Origin of the sequence: Vibrio sp. MOR3, from assembly GCF_001557775.1 — a bacterium.
Taxonomy (GTDB): Bacteria; Pseudomonadota; Gammaproteobacteria; order Enterobacterales; family Vibrionaceae; genus Vibrio; species Vibrio jasicida.
The window spans coordinates 174,901-191,078 of record NZ_LNRD01000004.1 but is presented as its reverse complement, the minus strand read 5'-3'; the positions used below and the strand labels follow the sequence as shown (position 1 = coordinate 191,078).

The window sequence follows — 16,178 nt, the reverse complement described above, 5'->3', positions numbered from 1 at the left end:
AAAAACACCGCCCAATTTGGCGGTGTTTTTGTTTATTAAGAATCAGCGTTCGCCGTTAAGCACCACAGAGAGCTGATGTTTAAGTAGGGTCTTTGGCACAATGGAGCCGTAACCAGCTTCCATCGCTTTGTCGATCAACTCATTCTTGCTGTTGGCTTCAAACTTCGTACGTAGACGAGCAACATGCCCCTCTACTGTTTTAGTGGAAATACCCATGACCTGAGAGATGAATTGCGGTTTTTTTCCATACAGCAATAGGAATAAGGTTTCTTGTTCGCGGCAGGTTAGCTTTTCGGGTTCGGGTTTCAGGTTAGAGAAGCGGAAGATTGATTTTTTGCTCGGGTTTCCACCAATGGCTCGACAAACCCAGTAGCCAACTTCAATGACCGCGGTGTCGGTCAGTTCACGCCCATAAAAGATGGTGCCAATGATGTTGCCATCGTCATCTCGCCACGGCGTTTTAGTAAAGATATGCGCTCGCCAATGACCATCAGGATAGGGGTGGATATCGAGGATCTTCAGTGACTCGCCAGTCTCAATAACATGCTTATCTTGCTCTTGAAACTCTTTTGCACACTCAATGGTTGGGCTCGCCATTTCAAAGTCTGTCTTTCCAATACAGGCTTCAGGTGAATCGTAGCCTATCAATTCTGCGTATTCCTGATTCACATATCGGAATACTGACGCTTTATCTTTGCATCCCCAACAACCCGGTAGCTGTCGGAGGAGCGACTGTTCTATGGTATTGACTGGAATATTCACAAGAGGGCTCACTACTGCTACGTATCGCCTGCTTTATTGCAGGTCAGTGTTCTCACTTCGATTATCCTGAAATTTCTCTTACGAAATCGTTCCTTGATCATGCTTTCAGGAATTGCGCCAGACAAACTGGAAAAGAGAGAAGATAGATCAAGTTAGCTCAGCGTGATGATTAAGCTCAGGATACGGTGAGGTGGCCCATATAATATCAGCTTATGCCATTGTTTTCATTGGCGTAGAGCAAAAAAAAGGCCAGCCTGAAGACGGGCTGGCAACACAAGATATAATCTTGTCGACGTGTAGAAGAGGTTCTAAATTACATAGCGAGGGTCTGCTAAGTAAGTTAGAGGTATCAAGTAGATACCGGTGAACTCAGGGTCGTATGCATCCTAGAGCTCGAGGTCTAATGTATTGAATTGAGCGTATATTGGTAAGGGGGGAATTCCCTCTATGTTGCTGTTTTCTGGTTAATTCATGCGCTTTTGATCGTAATTTTGACCTCTTGACTTACATTGGTGTGCACTTAAACCGCAAAGATCTTTTGAGTCGAGCTGTCTCAACTTTAGTAATTTTGACTATCTATCCGTTTTTGTTAAAAAAATTGGTTGCACATTGACCGTAAGTTACTCTTACATGATCATCGTTCCGGAACTATGATCATGTAGAGTGCCTTGATCGTGTTGGTTTGATCTTGTGCGATTGAGTTGGGGAAGATTTGCAACCCCACCGAGAAGGTATATGATGCCAAGGTGTAAGCCGACCGTGAAAGACGACTGTTTTAAATGAGTGATTCAAATAACCCGAAAGCCCCGCTGTATAAAGAGATCGCGCTGCCTAAACCAGCAGAGTTGATCACGCTTCCGTCTTATATGGATTGCCATGATCATGCTTACACGCAGATCGTGATCGGTTTGAAAGGCCAAGCGGAATTTGAAGTTCGTGGACAGGGTAATTTAGTTGGTCCGGGACAAGGCTGCATCGTAACGGCGTCTTCTGATCATGCTTTCGGCGGCGTGATTCATCAATCAGACATTTTGGTACTCAACATGCCAAAGCCTGCCAACGATGATCCCGAGATGCTACAGAAAATCAACAATCTAGAGCGCTCTCATCTTTACTTCCAACTGGATGGTCAAATCCAAAAGCTGATTCAGATGTTGGTACAGGAGATGCGTAATCATCCTGATGATTTGCTGCTTAGTCGCGCTTGTAACGATACTGTGATTGCGTTGATGCAACGCCATATCTCCTCATTTGAAACATCAAAAAAAGATTCACGATTCGATTTGGATGCGATAGATCGTTACATCGAGCAGCATTTGAGCCATAAAATCAGTGTTGCGCAGTTGGCAGGTAGTGTGTTCTTGGGCGAAAGCCAGTTCCATAGCTTATTTAAAGAGCAAATGGGTATAACGCCGCATCAGTATGTGCTAGGTAAACGTATTGATATGGCGCGTGATTTGATTGAGCAAGGCCACCTTACGTTCGGCCAGATAGCCGAATTTACAGGTTTTTCTAGCCAAAGTACTTTCACGCATACTTTTACTCGTTTACAAGGTTTGTCACCTTCGCAGTATAAGAAACAGAGTTAATAAAATATCTTTCTTTTTGTTCGTCTTGTTGCTTATTGATAGAACGCCGCGCATTGGTCGCGGCTTTTTTACGTCTGTATTTTGCACAGGAAAGTCGAACTTTTTTGCGTAATTCCCCTTTAAATTTTCAGTGTTTTTGCCCGTTCCTCACAAAATCACAATCTAAATCCTTCTTATTCAAATAAAAATTGCCCAAAACCTCTCTACTTTTGTTGTAAATGACATGCAAAAATTAATTTTTACAACACAATATATTATCTAATTGCGTGTGACTATGTAGATGTTTTGTTATAAAAGCGAGTTTTTAGCAAAAAGCTCGGAGTTTTTGACAAGTATTCTTCTCGGGCTCAAAATACACTGCCAGCCATTGATGATCCTCGAAGCGGTTTTCGAGGAGAGAGATTGAGGAAAACGCATGTTTACTGCAACAAACGTGTTAACACCGGAATTTATCGAGCAACCGCTTGATAAGTTGTGGTCACTGATCTCGCCATTGTACATGGTGGACGAGTCTCAATGGCTAGAGCAATTATTGCCACTAGCAACGCCGACAGCGGAAGAAAAGTCGGCAATCACGACCCAAACAACTCAGCTTATCGAAGCCATTCGTGCCGATAAGAAGTCAATTCAGATGATTGATGCGCTGTTGTTGGAATACAGCCTAGATACTCAAGAAGGCATCTTGTTGATGTGTCTTGCAGAAGCGTTGATGCGTATTCCGGATTCAGCGACGGCCGATGCACTGATTAAAGACAAGTTAAGTGTTGCGGATTGGAAATCTCACCTTAAGAGTTCAGATTCTGTCTTCGTTAACGCTTCAACTTGGGGGTTGATGCTGACAGGTAAAGTGATTGGCATTGGTGACCAAGAAACCCAGAGCCCAAGTCAGGCTGTAAACCGTCTGGTGAACAAATTCTCTGAACCTGTGATTCGTAAAGCCATGTATCAGGCAATGAAGATCATGGGTCACCAGTTTGTACGTGGTCGTACGATTGAAGAAGCACAAAAGAACGGTCGGCCAATGCGCGACAAAGGTTTCACTTACTCATTCGATATGTTGGGTGAAGCGGCGCTAACCACGGCAGACGCAAGTAAGTACTTCAAAGACTACCTAATGGCGATTGAAGCCGTAGGTCGAGAAACGTATGGCAGTGACACGAGTCCTGCGCCTTCTGTTTCTATCAAGCTTTCAGCACTTCACCCACGTTACGAAGTAGCGAATGAAGAACGCGTGATGACTGAGCTTTACGATACGCTGACGCAACTGCTTAAGCGCGCTATCGAAGTGGATGTTGCCATCACGATTGATGCAGAAGAAGCAGACCGCCTTGAGCTGTCACTGAAGCTGTTCGAAAAACTGTACCGTAGCGATCTACTCAAAGGCTGGGGCAAGTTTGGTCTTGTGGTTCAAGCCTACTCGAAACGTGCGCTGCCAGTATTGGCATGGTTGAACGGTTTAGCGAAAGAGCAGGGCGATCTTATCCCACTGCGTCTCGTGAAAGGCGCGTACTGGGACAGCGAAATTAAGTGGTCGCAACAAGCGGGTTACGAGAATTACCCTGTTTACACGCGCAAAGAAGCGACGGATGTTGCTTACCTCGCGTGTGCACGCTTCTTACTAAGTGAAGGCGTGCGCGGTAATATCTTCCCGCAGTTTGCTAGTCACAACGCGCACACTGTTACTGCAATTGCTGTGATGGCAGAGCACAAAGATTACGAATTCCAGCGTCTGCATGGTATGGGCGATTCGCTTTATAACCATGTGATGGACACTTATGGTCAGCCAGTGCGTATTTACGCGCCAGTCGGTAGCCATGCGGACCTACTGCCTTACTTGGTTCGTCGCTTACTAGAAAACGGCGCGAACAGTTCATTTGTGCACCGTTTAGTGGACGCGCGTTGTCCAATTTCAGAGCTGACGCATCACCCTGTTGATGTGCTGACCTCTTTTGATACCTTGCACAACGGTCAAATTCCAATGCCAACTGGCATTTTCCCTGAGCGCAAAAACTCATACGGTGTGAACGTTGATATTGATAGCGAAGCGAAGCCGTTTGAAGCGCAGGTTGAAATTTTCCTGAATCAGAAGTGGACTGCGGGTCCGATCATCAGTGGCGTGAAACATGCCGAAAGCATGATCAAGGAAAACTCCGCAGAGATCATTACTGCCCCTTACGATCGTCGTATTGAAGTGGGTCAGGTGGCTTTCGCAAGCCTTGATCATGTTTCCGCGGCAATCGAAGCGGCTGATGCTGCATTCCCAGAGTGGAAAGGCACCGCAATTGAACAAAAAGCGGCGTGCCTAGATAAGCTTGCGGATCTGATGGAAGAAAACTTGGCTGAGCTGGTGGCGATTTGTCACCAAGAAGCGGGTAAGACGATTCACGATAGTATTGATGAAGTGCGTGAAGCGGTCGACTTCTGTCGTTACTACGCGAAGCAAGCGCAAAACCTCCAGCCGTTCGAGTTGGAAGGTTTTGATGGCGTGAAACGCATGTCTAGCCGCGAAGGTTTGGGCGTATTCGTTTGTATCAGCCCATGGAACTTCCCATTAGCGATTTTCCTTGGTCAAATCACCGCGGCATTGGTTGCAGGTAACACAGTTGTGGCTAAGCCCGCTGAGCAAACTAGCTTAGTTGCGGCGCGTGCGATCGAATTGATGTTAGAAGCCGGCTTCCCAGCGGGCGTGATTCAGCTATTGCCGGGTCGTGGTGGTGAAATTGGTCATGCACTAACGTCTCATGATGCGATTGCAGGTGTAGCATTTACTGGTTCGACGGCAACGGCGCAGCGCATCAACGTGACGCTTGCCGAGCGCAGCGCGAAGCCAGTCCCGTTTATCGCTGAAACTGGCGGTCAAAACGCCATGATTGTGGATAGTACGGCACTACCAGAACAAGTTGTGCGTGACGTGATTCGTTCCGCTTTCGCTTCTGCAGGCCAACGTTGTTCTGCTCTGCGTGTTCTGTTCGTTCAAGAAGACGTTGCGGATCGCATCATCAACCTTATCCAAGGTGCAATGAATGAGCTGCATGTTGGTATTCCTTACCTACACAAAACGGATGTAGGGCCGGTTATCGACAGCAATGCAAAAAATAAACTCCTTGCTCACCTAGAGCACATGACAAGCACACAAACCAAAGTTGCTCAATTGCAATTGGATGAAACGTGCCAGCACGGTGATTTTGTGTCGCCAAGTGCGTTCGAAATCTCGGGCATTGATGTTCTGAAAGAAGAGCAATTCGGCCCTATCTTGCACATTGTTCGCTTTAAAGCGTCTGAGTTGCCAAACGTAGTTGAGCAAATCAACCAAACCGGTTTTGGCCTCACAATGGGCATCCACAGCCGTAATGAAACCACTTACCGTTGGATTGAAAAACACGCTCGCGTGGGTAACTGCTACATCAATCGCGATCAGGTTGGTGCGGTCGTTGGCGTTCAGCCATTTGGTGGTCAAGGTTTGTCTGGTACAGGTCCGAAGGCGGGTGGTCCTCACTACCTATACCGCTTCACTAAACAACATCTTGTTCAAGCAGAGAAGGCGTAAGGAGTCGCATTATGGTTCATCAGATCACGTATTTTAAAGATGCATTCTCTGCTTGGGAGCAGTGGAATCTGACCGATTTTGATTACAAATGTGAGCATTTGCTGGCATTTAAATCTGCGATAGAAGAGCAGCATAGCGTGGCTGGCAAAGTGGTGTCTTACCACTTGCAACAAGCGTCAGCTCTGTTAGCAGAAACTCATCAGTTAGTTGGCCCTACGGGCGAAACTAACGAGCTGTACGCGGCGGGGCGTGGTGTGGCTTTGGTCGTTTGTGAAAACAACCTAGCGAATACTGAGAACGCACTGTACAGCACTTTTGCAATGATCACCTGTGCCCTGATTGCGGGCAACAGCGTGGTGATTTGTAGTGACAATACAGAACTTAATCAGATGGTTAAGCAGGCTGTAACGTCAGCAAACTTCCCATCTAACTTAATCCAAGTGGTTGCGTACGACGCGTCTTCCCCGCTGTTAGACAGCGACGTACGTAGTGTTGGTTATGTTGGGCATTCACAGGTTGAGCATGCGCTTAACCTGCAACTGGCTAAGCGTGACGGTGCCATCGTCGGTTTAGTTTCTGAAACGGATTTAGAGTCACCGACATTGACTCATGATCCTCATCTGTCGTTGCGCTTCATTACTGAGCGTACTCGAACGATAAATATTACAGCAGTGGGCGGTAACGCGACTCTACTCGAGTTGGGAAGCGACTCCCACTAACCTGACTTGTGATACCAATCTGAATAAAAGAGCCTGAGAGCTTACTCGGGTTGGTATCTCTTGTTCTGGTGTATTGCTGAGACGGCAAAATACCCGAAGAAACAAGGAAGGAAATAATTATAACGAGGACTATCAAATGATAGAAAATAGCTTTGCTATCACGACCACTTTTGTGGCGTATTTACTAATTATGGTTGCCATTGGCGTTTACGCGTATAAGAGGACTTCCAATTCATCTGACTACTTCCTAGGTGGTCGTAGCCTTGGTCCATGGCCAGCGGCACTCTCTGCGGGCGCATCAGACATGAGTGGTTGGTTGCTGCTGGGTCTTCCGGGGTATGCGTATGCAGCAGGTATCGAAGCGTTCTGGCTAGCGGGTGGTCTGCTACTGGGTACGTGGGCAAACTGGTTGATCAATGCGAAGCGTCTACGTACGTATAGTATTCAAACCGATTCACTAACGCTGCCTGAGTTCCTGTCGCGTCGCTTCAACGATAAGTCGAAACTGATTCAGACAATCTCTGCGTTCTTCATTCTTTTATTCTTCCTTTTCTACACCAGCTCAGGCTTGGTTGCAGGGGGTAAACTGTTTGAAACCGTATTCGGCTTGGATTACAGCATTGCCGTTATCATCGGTACCGTGTGTGTGGTTTCGTACACGCTATTTGGTGGCTTCCTGGCGGTATCTTGGACGGATTTAGTACAAGGTCTATTGATGGCGGCGGCACTGATGATTGTGCCTGTTGCTGTAATGGACGGCGGTCTAGGTCAACTAGCGACTGACATGCACAACATCAACCCAGAGCTATTAACGCTATGGAACGATGTGAAAGGTGAACCTCTATCGGCTATCGCGATCATTTCGCTAGCGGCTTGGGGCCTAGGCTACTTTGGTCAGCCACATATCCTAGCGCGTTTTAAAGCTTCTCGTTCAAACAAAGACCTAACAACAGCGCGTCGTATCGCTGTGGGTTGGACTGCGCTGTCTATGGCGGGTGCAATGCTTGTGGGTCTTGTTGGTCTAGTGTGGGTAACAGGTCACCCTGGTACCCAACTGGATGATGGTGAGAAAATCTTCATGCTATTGGTGAATACGGTATTCCACCCAGTGATTGCAGGTATCCTACTGGCGGCAATTCTTGCGGCGGTAATGAGTACTGCAGATTCACAGCTTCTAGTATCTTCATCAGCTCTTGCTGAAGACTTCTACAAGCAAGTGATTAAGCCAGATGCAACGTCTGAAGAAGTGGTAATGATTGGTCGTGTAGGCGTTATCGTGATTTCTCTTATCGCGCTATTCCTAGCAATGACGCCAGATAGCTCTGTTCTAGGTCTTGTATCTTACGCTTGGGCAGGCTTTGGTGCTGCGTTTGGTCCGGCAGTTGTACTTAGCCTTTACTGGAGCGGTATGAACCGTAACGGCGCACTAGCAGGTATCCTAATCGGTGGTGTGACTATCGTGGTTTGGAAACAGCTAACAGGCGGTTGGTTCGATGTGTACGAAATCGTACCGGGCATCATCTTCTCTACTATCGCTATCGTGGTTGTGAGCAAAATGACTGGCGGTGCTGCGCAAGACGTACTAGAGCAACACAAAGAGTACCAGAAGAAGTTGGTTGAACTAGACTAATCATTCTCAAGTGAAAACAAAGCCCGCGACCATCGCGGGCTTTTTTGTGTTTGTTCGATAGCAATTTGAATGACCACTAACACCTCAATTAGAGAATTTCTGAGATATAGTAAAAAACGTGTTGACCCGTCTATCAATGTAGGGCTGATGCTATGTCTGTACCGACAAAAGGAGCCACTATGCTAACCGTAACCCAACTGGCCAGAGAGTGTGGACTCTCTCGTACTACGATTCTTTACTATGAGCGTGAAGGCTTGCTAGCGCCTGCACATCGTTCAGAAAACGGTTATCGCTGGTATGGAGAAAAAGAGATGCAGCGTTTAAAAACGATCTCGTCTTATCGTTCTTATGGGTTACCGATTTCCAGCATACGCACTTTGTTGGCACAGAAAGGCAAATCTCAAGCGGAGATCTTGAAAGACCATTTCAATGAGCTCGAACGCGAGATTCAAAACCTACGAGCGCAGCAAAAAGCGATCGTGGTGCTATTACAAGAACCACAACTGATAGAGGATAATATTGTGACTAAAGAACGTTGGGTACAAATCATGCAAGCAGCGGGTTTCTCTGAAAACGACATGGTGACATGGCACCAGAAATTTGAAGAGTTGGAGCCTGCTGAGCACCAAAAATTCCTTGAATCTTTGGGGATTGAGCAAGACGAAATTGTGCGCATTCGTGCTCTATAATTAGCGCCTAAGCAGCGCATTAAAAACCGGTTAAATAAGAATAAGCCTCTTCGTGAGGCTTATTCTTATGGCGTTATATTTAATAGAAAAAAGTTTAATAACAGGCAGCTTGATAACAAACCGTTTAGTTACGGATTTTTGAGTAAACTACAGTGTTACTTAATTCCCCTGAGGTAGACAGGCGGTCGTGTCTCAACTCGCCTTCAAAATCATAGCCACAACGCTCTGCGACGGCGCGGCTTTTTAGGTTGGTTGAATCTGCCGTAATAGCAATGCGCCTCGCACCAAGATCTTCAAACGCGTAGCGCTCTAGTTCAAGCACCGCTTCGGAGATGTAACCATTGCCTACTGCGGTATCATCTAACCAGTAACCGATCTCAAATGCTGGTACTTCTTGGTCTCTAATCATCAAGCCAACGGCGCCAATTAAGCGGTCGCTTTCTTTCTCAATGATGAAGTAACGCAGTTCCTCTTCGAAGTTTTCAAAGTTGGCGATGGCTTTTTCTGTTCCCTCAATCATGGCTTCTAGTGTGAGCACATGTGGCACCCAAGGAAGGTACGTTTCGAGCGTCTTCTGGCTGCGCACAACCGCTTGATGTGCTTCTTCTGCACGTTCCAAACAAGCAGGGACTAACTTAAGACGTTTCGTTTCCATATCGATTCTCCTTTGGGTGAAAAATGAACGAAAAATCATTTAATCAGATGTACTTAGAATGATCTAGTCGTTAGTACAATATTATTCGCTTGGTTTGCTTGGAAGAACCTGAGAGAATCGTACGGTTATTAAACCAACTAGGTTCATTATGAAACTTTTAGTAAGAAACTTGGCTCGTGAAACGACCGAGCAAGATATGCGCACATTATTCTCAGCGCACGGCAAAGTAGAACTTTGTACTCTGGTTCTTGATCAAGAAACGGGTCTATCGAAAGGGTTTGGCTTTGTGATCATGCCAGATGAAGCAGAAGCAATTGCTGCACTAGAAGCGCTAAACCTTTCTAGCGTCGCGAAAAGCAAAATCCGCGTGAAAGTTGCTCAAGACTAAGATAGAGAAAAGCCAGCATCATCGCTGGCTTTTTTGTCCCTTCAAACGAACGTTTTTTGATAGACACAAACTTCACGCTCAGCCCCTTTAGGACCAACCCAAGTGTTTTTGACATAAGGTACATTGAGTTTGTTTATCACCGATTTGGAACGGTGGTTTTCTACTAAGTGCAGTACCTTAATTCCGGCTAACTCAAAGTCGACACGTGCGAACTCGATTAGGGCGTTCGTAGTTTCAAACGCGTAACCCTTCCCCCAGTAAGGGACACCTAGCCAATATCCTAAAGTGCCATAACCATCCTCAATTCTCGGTATGCTCACGGCCCCCAATAACTCTCCTGACTCACGCAAGGTAATCGCGTAGACGACACCTCTGCGCTCGTTGTACATTAGCTCATGTCCTTCAATCCATGTTTTCGCCATAGACAGCCCATAAGGATGTGGAATGTTCGCGGTCATATCTGCGATGACTTTTTCACCCGCGAGTAAAGAGTTTTGGTTGTGTTGGCATAACGGCATCACCTTACAGATTGAATGACCCAAACATCAAGATCAGGTCGGTAGGTAGTATCGAAGTAGCCTAAATCGTGAAATGCGAATTGAACTCCAGCTTCATTCGCTCTAGGTTGGTTGCCGCAAATCACATTGAACATGGCGCTCATAAAACGGCCGTGGGAGACCACCAAGTAACGGCCACGGCCTCTTCTTATGATGGACTGAAGAGCAAGGCTAGCACGTGCAAAAAGTTCCACACCGCTTTCCCCTTCATTGGCAGAGACAACGCAAGGTTGGTACGGGTTGACGAAATCAGCCATAGGGTATTTGTGTTGAGATTCGCTAAAAGGTAGCCCTTGCAAAGGGCCGTTATCACGCTCCATCAATTCATCATGTGTGGTCATAGGGACATTTAGGTGTGTAGAAAATATCTCTCCAACATGACGTGCACGCTGCATTGAGCTACTTAAAATCGCATCGTACTTTCGCCCTTCTTCGGCAAATTGTTTCGCGCGATTTTCGGCTTGTTGAATCCCTATTTCGGTGAGCGGACTATCAAAGCGCCCTTCGTGAACGCGTAAATCATCCGCTTGTGAACGTCCATGACGAACAAAAGTAATGTGGATCATCGGTGACTTCCTTGTCAGTTATTTTTATTTGGCAGGCACGCTGAACAATAGCATGGCTTTACCAAATAAAAGTGGGTTCAACTAATTCATATCCTTGTGATTCTCTATTATTTTTGGATGAAATTCACACTGTAAATCGCTGAAATTTGAGCCGGTGATGATGGGGGGCTTGATAATTGTCAGCCGTCGCCAATCGCTTTTGAATAAAAACAAACCGCAATAATAACTTATGTGCTATGTCGCGTAGAATTACATACATAAGCGTTATTTTTCATAGTTGAGGAATGAAAGTTGAGGTCTGACCAAGGTCTCATAATTTGACCACTGAAAAGGGATTTTTTGGAGGTGGGACACAAAAAAACAATGGAGCTTTTTTATTGTGGAATTATTTTGAACAAAATATGTCAATTGTCAGTAGCACAGGAAAAAGCAGGGAGAGATGTAATGCCAGATATTTATTGCTCAGCTTGTAGAAGATCAACGCAGCATAAAGTGATCATGAAGCGTTGTGAACCAGAGCAAATTGCGACACTGAGCGGCAAAGTGGTGAGCTTTACGCAGCTGATGGCCAAGTTTGTAACAGGTGAACACTATTACGAAATGGAGCCTCAATATTATTGTCGTTGCTGTAACCATCGCGCTATTGGTGAATTAGTTCAGCATCCAGCGCGACAGACATCAGCGATAATGTAACCGGCGTTTAGGCTGCGAGTTCTTTCTCGGTAGCAAATGGTAATCCGTCGATCATAACTGGCCAGCCGTAAGAGGCATATTCAGACGCCAGAGACTTTGCGACTTCGTGTGAAACGGTCGTGTACGTCCATTCGCCAACACCAAATGGTTTGTACGCGAGTTGTAGGGTTAACATTGCTTTCTCCTCATTATTTTTGCCTATTATTACCTTACTATTTGGCTCATTTCTTTTCTTTAAAGCTCGTATTTTTCTCTCCAAAGTTCATCATTCCATTTTTTCGTTAACAAAATTATCTTATTAATAAAGTCACCTATATTGGTCTGTGTATCTATAAATTTGGCATATGAATGTTTTCATTTTTTGAACGTTTGACACTTTTTTGTACATGGCAATCGTTAAATGTATGCAGGTTTCACACGTTCTCTCTTTCACTATTTGCAAACTGAATAGTAACTATTAATCTGAAGGCTCCTAAGTTGTTAAAAGGATGTGGTTAATGAGTTATCAACTAGACAGAATTGATTTACAGATTTTAAGGATTCTGCATTCTCGAGGCCGAATTCCGATCGTTGAATTGGCAAAACAAGTCAATTTAACCACGTCTCCATGCTCTGAGAGAGTCAAAAGACTCGAAAAAGAAGGCTACATTAATGGCTATCACGCCGAACTTAATGCGGAAAAGTTAGGTTTAGATGTACAAGTTTTTATCCATATTCGTCTCGATCAAACCAGCTTTTCGATTTTTGAAAAATTTGCTAAAGCCGTAGAGCTGATGCCAGAGATTGAAGAGTGCTATTCATTGTCTGGTGATTTTGACACCATGATTAAGGTAAGAGTAAGGAATATGAAAGCTTATCAAGAGTTCATGTCGAGTAAGCTTGGGACGTTGCCTGGTGTGATTCAGACTCGTAGCGAAGTGGTGATCGAAGAGCATAAAACGGGGTTTGGCGTTAATCCAGAGCTGTTAAGCTAACTAAGGCTAAATGCTAGATACAAAAAAGGAGCCTACTGGCTCCTTTTTTGTATCAGGTAGATAAATGCTTATGCGCTAACGTAGGTGGTTAAAATACCAATTAAACCACCAAAAACACCGCCCCAGACGACTAGCCAACCCAAGTGCTCTTTTATCATCTTCTGCACGATTTCTTTAACAAGAGCGGGCGTCAATTCACTTAGCCGCTGATCAATAATGCTTTCAATGTTTTGTTTGATTTCATCCATCATCGCTGGCGATTCCAATTGATCTTTTAACGCTGCTTTGATGGTGTCGCTTTGGCTCAGTTCTACAATTGATTCCTGCATCTTTTCAACAAACGGTTGTCTCATTGGTTGCAGGGCTTCTGTGCCCCCAAACATTGCAAGCATACCTCCAAACTGTGAGCCTTCGATGACTTCGACAAGTGAATCAAACGCTGGGTTTAAGTCCACTTTTTCGATGACAGGTTGAAGGTTGATGTTTACGCCTCCTGCCATTTCTTTATTAAGGAAACGGTCGATGTTTGCTTCAGTAAAGAACTGCTCCATCATCAAGTTTTTGATGGCCAGCTTAAACTCCTCGAACCGTGCAGGAATAACGCCAGAACCATAAAGCCCTGGAACTTTCTCAAACAGCATGTGGATGGCTAGCCAGTTGGTAATTGCGCCAGAAAACGCAAACAAACCTGCATACCAAAGGTAATCGTTTTGAATTTGGTATCCTGCACCCATCAGAGCGATAGCAAGGATATTAGTCAGCAAACTTTTGTTCATAGTGAGCGATTATGTATGAATTGAAGAAGGAATAAGTGGACATGATTCTATACCTAAGTCACACCGAGATGCTAGGTTGTGAGAATAATCGATTGGGTAAGGCGTGGTGATAAAGAAGCACAATGTTGATAAAGGCCAAAAAAAAACAAAACCCGACAATCATTGTCGGGCCACTGCTTTTTCTTAGAAAATCTAAGCGTCTTTTTTGGTCTTTTAGAAGCGGAAGATCTTACAGCAAAGTTGGCATTTCCAGCGCTCTGAGTAGCCGAATAGTTTATCTGCCCAACTTTGTTTTACTTGTACGATCTGCATTGAACCACATTTGCACATAAGCTAATTACCTTATTATTAGATTAATAACTAAGCCATCGATTGAGTATAGCTGTTTCTCAAAAAGTGAAATAACAAATGAAGCCAGCTCAATACTCTGCGTTGTGTCCACTGCTTTCGAATACGCAACGGGGCGCTATATTAACAGAAAAAATGTGATATGCACCCATATTGTTGTTTCATATGTGAGACTTTAAGTGATCTCGATCACCTTTTATTTGGGGTTATCAAAATTACCTTAGTAGACAGAAGGTAATAAAAACGGCGCTTGAAGCGCCGTTTCTGTTGGTCTCTTTTTTTGAAAGAGATTTAGCTATTGGATTCTTCTCCAAGAAAACCACCGGTCTGGTGTGCCCAAAGCTGAGCATAAATGCCGTTGTTGGCAATCAGCTCTTTATGAGTCCCTTGTTCAACCACGTTACCTTTATCGAGCACTATTAGGCGATCCATTTGCGCAATGGTCGACAAACGGTGTGCAATAGCAATAACCGTTTTACCCTGCATGAGTTCGTTCAAGCTTTCTTGAATTGCCGTTTCAACTTCTGAATCCAGTGCTGAAGTCGCTTCATCAAGTACCAGCAAAGGTGCGTCTTTTAGCAGTACTCGCGAAATGGCGATACGTTGGCGTTGACCACCAGACAGTTTCACACCACGTTCACCTACTTGTGCGTCGTATCCAACGTTGCCAAACGGGTCAGTTAGGGTTTCGATAAACTCATGCGCGTGCGCTTGCTTGGTGGCTTTGATCAGGTCTTCTTCGCTTGCATCTGGGTTGCCATACAAGATGTTGTCACGAATCGAACGGTGCAGCAGTGACGTATCTTGTGTCACCATGCCGATATTTGAACGTAGCGAGTCTTGTGTGACACTTGATATCTCTTGTCCGTCAATCTTGATACTGCCTTCTTCAACATCATGAAAACGCAGCAACAGGTTCACTAAGGTGGATTTACCAGCCCCTGAACGCCCGACCAGGCCGACTTTCTCTCCTGGTTTGATATTGAGGTCGAGGTTGCTTATCACTCCCTTGTTTTCACCGTAGTGGAAGCTGACGTTGTCAAAGTGAATACCACCTTGAGAAACTTGCAGATCTTTTGCATCAGCTTTGTCTTTAATATCGATAGGTTTAGACAGTGTCTTCATCCCATCGACAACCGTGCCCATGTTTTCAAATAGAGCACCGACCTCCCACATGATCCACATTGACATGCCGTTCACGCGCAGTGCTAAACTGACCGCAATCGCGATGGCACCGACACTGATCGCGCTGTCTAGCCACAAGTAAATTGATAGAGCCGCTACCGAGAAAACCAGCAGGTAATTTGAAATCTCAACCGCGATATCAAAACCAGTCACCAAACGCATTTGACGGTACACGGTATTTAAGAAGCCTTTCATACCCTCTTCGGCGTAGTCGGTTTCACGCTTACTGTGCGAGAACAGCTTTACCGTCTGAATATTCGTGTAACTATCGACAATACGACCTGTCATGGTAGATCGAGCGTCCGCTTGTTCAGACGCAACGTCTTTCAGTTTCGGAACAAAATGCACTTGAATGGCAATATAAGCCAATAACCAAATGATCATTGGAATCATTAAACGCCAATCTGCTGCGGCTAACATCACGATCATGCTGGTGAAGTAGACAGACACATAAACAAAGACGTCCATCGTTTTCATGACGGTCTCACGCACGGCCAGTGAGGTTTGCATTACTTTGGTGGCAACTCGTCCCGCAAAATCATCCTGATAGAAGTTCAGGCTTTGATTAAGTAAATAGCGGTGTGCCAACCAACGCACCGACATAGGGTAGTTACCAAGCAAGGTTTGGTGAATCAACAAAGAATACGCAACCACCAAAATGGGCATGACAATCAGTAACAACGCGCCGTAAAACATCAGTTCTGCTTTGTTGTCTTGCAAAAACGTTTCAGGGTTGCTGGTGGAAAGCCAATCGACCAACTGACCCATGGCACCAAATAAAGACACTTCCACGATCGCCACAATGGTCGACATGATCGACATGATGATCAGCGGTTTTTCAAAGCCGCGAGTGTAGTGGCGTAAAAACGCGAAAATCCCAGTAGGGGGCTGGTCAGGCTGTGATTTGGGGAACGGCTCGGTAAAGCCTTCAAATCGTTTAAACATAACTCTTCCTAAAGTTAATGATTCCCATCTCAGTCATTGAATTCATCAATTCTTCCTGCCTTGGACTAAGCAGTTAATACTGAGTATGGGGTAAGACATATTGTGGTCTGCTAGCCAGAAAAGCAGACAAAGTTACGAATGTGAGAGAGGCGAAA

Annotated in this window: 15 protein-coding genes; 8 read left to right on the top strand and 7 right to left on the bottom strand. The window is 45.2% G+C overall.

Translation table 11 applies throughout. The features are described 5' to 3' along the window. Positions 1–42: 42 nt before the first annotated feature. A complete protein-coding gene (locus ATB76_RS10620; protein ID WP_080774286.1) occupies positions 43–762 on the bottom strand; it encodes a helix-turn-helix transcriptional regulator in 720 nt (239 codons plus the stop codon). A 779-nt stretch (positions 763–1,541) separates the two neighbouring features. Here ATB76_RS10620 and ATB76_RS10615 point away from each other — a divergent pair. From ATB76_RS10615 to ATB76_RS10595, 5 genes are all read left to right on the top strand, one after another. Continuing rightward, positions 1,542–2,351 (top strand): AraC family transcriptional regulator, encoded by an 810-nt coding sequence (locus tag ATB76_RS10615; protein WP_038879960.1) that lies wholly within the window; start codon positions 1,542–1,544, stop codon positions 2,349–2,351. Between the two features lie 415 nt (positions 2,352–2,766). Beyond that, positions 2,767–5,898, top strand: a complete 3,132-nt coding sequence (gene putA, locus ATB76_RS10610; protein ID WP_061035149.1) for a bifunctional proline dehydrogenase/L-glutamate gamma-semialdehyde dehydrogenase PutA — start codon at positions 2,767–2,769, stop codon at positions 5,896–5,898. An 11-nt stretch (positions 5,899–5,909) separates the two neighbouring features. Continuing rightward, positions 5,910–6,617 (top strand): 1-pyrroline-5-carboxylate dehydrogenase, encoded by a 708-nt coding sequence (locus ATB76_RS10605; protein WP_038871556.1) that lies wholly within the window; start codon positions 5,910–5,912, stop codon positions 6,615–6,617. A 136-nt stretch (positions 6,618–6,753) separates the two neighbouring features. Further along, positions 6,754–8,247 (top strand): sodium/proline symporter PutP, encoded by a 1,494-nt coding sequence (gene putP / locus ATB76_RS10600; protein WP_038871553.1) that lies wholly within the window; start codon positions 6,754–6,756, stop codon positions 8,245–8,247. A gap of 179 nt (positions 8,248–8,426) precedes the next feature. After that, positions 8,427–8,936 (top strand): MerR family transcriptional regulator, encoded by a 510-nt coding sequence (locus tag ATB76_RS10595; RefSeq protein ID WP_061035148.1) that lies wholly within the window; start codon positions 8,427–8,429, stop codon positions 8,934–8,936. A 124-nt stretch (positions 8,937–9,060) separates the two neighbouring features. On the opposite strand, the gene ATB76_RS10590 is transcribed toward ATB76_RS10595, so the two are convergent. Further along, positions 9,061–9,591: a GNAT family N-acetyltransferase gene (locus ATB76_RS10590; protein WP_038871549.1), complete on the bottom strand. Its 531-nt coding sequence runs from the start codon at positions 9,589–9,591 to the stop codon at positions 9,061–9,063. Positions 9,592–9,739: 148 nt separating this feature from the next. On the opposite strand from ATB76_RS10590, the gene ATB76_RS10585 reads away from it, so the two are divergent. Then, a complete protein-coding gene (locus ATB76_RS10585) occupies positions 9,740–9,979 on the top strand; it encodes an RNA recognition motif containing protein (RefSeq protein WP_038871547.1) in 240 nt (79 codons plus the stop codon). A gap of 41 nt (positions 9,980–10,020) precedes the next feature. Here ATB76_RS10585 and ATB76_RS10580 read toward each other — a convergent pair whose 3' ends face one another. Together ATB76_RS10580 and ATB76_RS10575 are read right to left on the bottom strand one after the other, a co-directional pair. After that, on the bottom strand, positions 10,021–10,497 hold the full coding sequence (locus tag ATB76_RS10580) for a GNAT family N-acetyltransferase (RefSeq protein ID WP_061035147.1): 477 nt from the start codon (positions 10,495–10,497) through the stop codon (positions 10,021–10,023). Continuing rightward, entirely contained in the window at positions 10,497–11,102 is a 606-nt protein-coding gene (locus ATB76_RS10575) for a histidine phosphatase family protein (protein WP_061035146.1), read from the bottom strand. The genes ATB76_RS10580 and ATB76_RS10575 overlap by 1 nt, the downstream gene beginning before the upstream one ends. Before the next feature lie 444 nt (positions 11,103–11,546). Here ATB76_RS10575 and ATB76_RS10570 point away from each other — a divergent pair, with 444 nt between their 5' ends. Then, positions 11,547–11,795, top strand: coding sequence for a hypothetical protein (locus ATB76_RS10570; protein WP_038871541.1), 249 nt, complete (start codon positions 11,547–11,549; stop codon positions 11,793–11,795). Positions 11,796–11,802: 7 nt separating this feature from the next. Here ATB76_RS10570 and ATB76_RS28145 read toward each other — a convergent pair whose 3' ends face one another. Beyond that, positions 11,803–11,970 carry a hypothetical protein gene (locus ATB76_RS28145; protein WP_005428989.1) on the bottom strand — a complete coding sequence of 56 codons (168 nt, stop codon included), beginning with the start codon at positions 11,968–11,970 and terminating at the stop codon, positions 11,803–11,805. Positions 11,971–12,292: 322 nt separating this feature from the next. On the opposite strand from ATB76_RS28145, the gene ATB76_RS10565 reads away from it, so the two are divergent. Next, complete coding sequence (locus ATB76_RS10565) at positions 12,293–12,769, top strand: Lrp/AsnC ligand binding domain-containing protein (RefSeq protein ID WP_038871538.1); 477 nt, start codon at positions 12,293–12,295, stop codon at positions 12,767–12,769. A 68-nt stretch (positions 12,770–12,837) separates the two neighbouring features. Here ATB76_RS10565 and ATB76_RS10560 read toward each other — a convergent pair whose 3' ends face one another. Then, entirely contained in the window at positions 12,838–13,545 is a 708-nt protein-coding gene (locus tag ATB76_RS10560; protein WP_038871536.1) for a DUF445 family protein, read from the bottom strand. Positions 13,546–14,184: 639 nt separating this feature from the next. After that, positions 14,185–16,023, bottom strand: a complete 1,839-nt coding sequence (locus ATB76_RS10555) for an ABC transporter ATP-binding protein (RefSeq protein ID WP_061035145.1) — start codon at positions 16,021–16,023, stop codon at positions 14,185–14,187. Positions 16,024–16,178 lie beyond the last annotated feature (155 nt).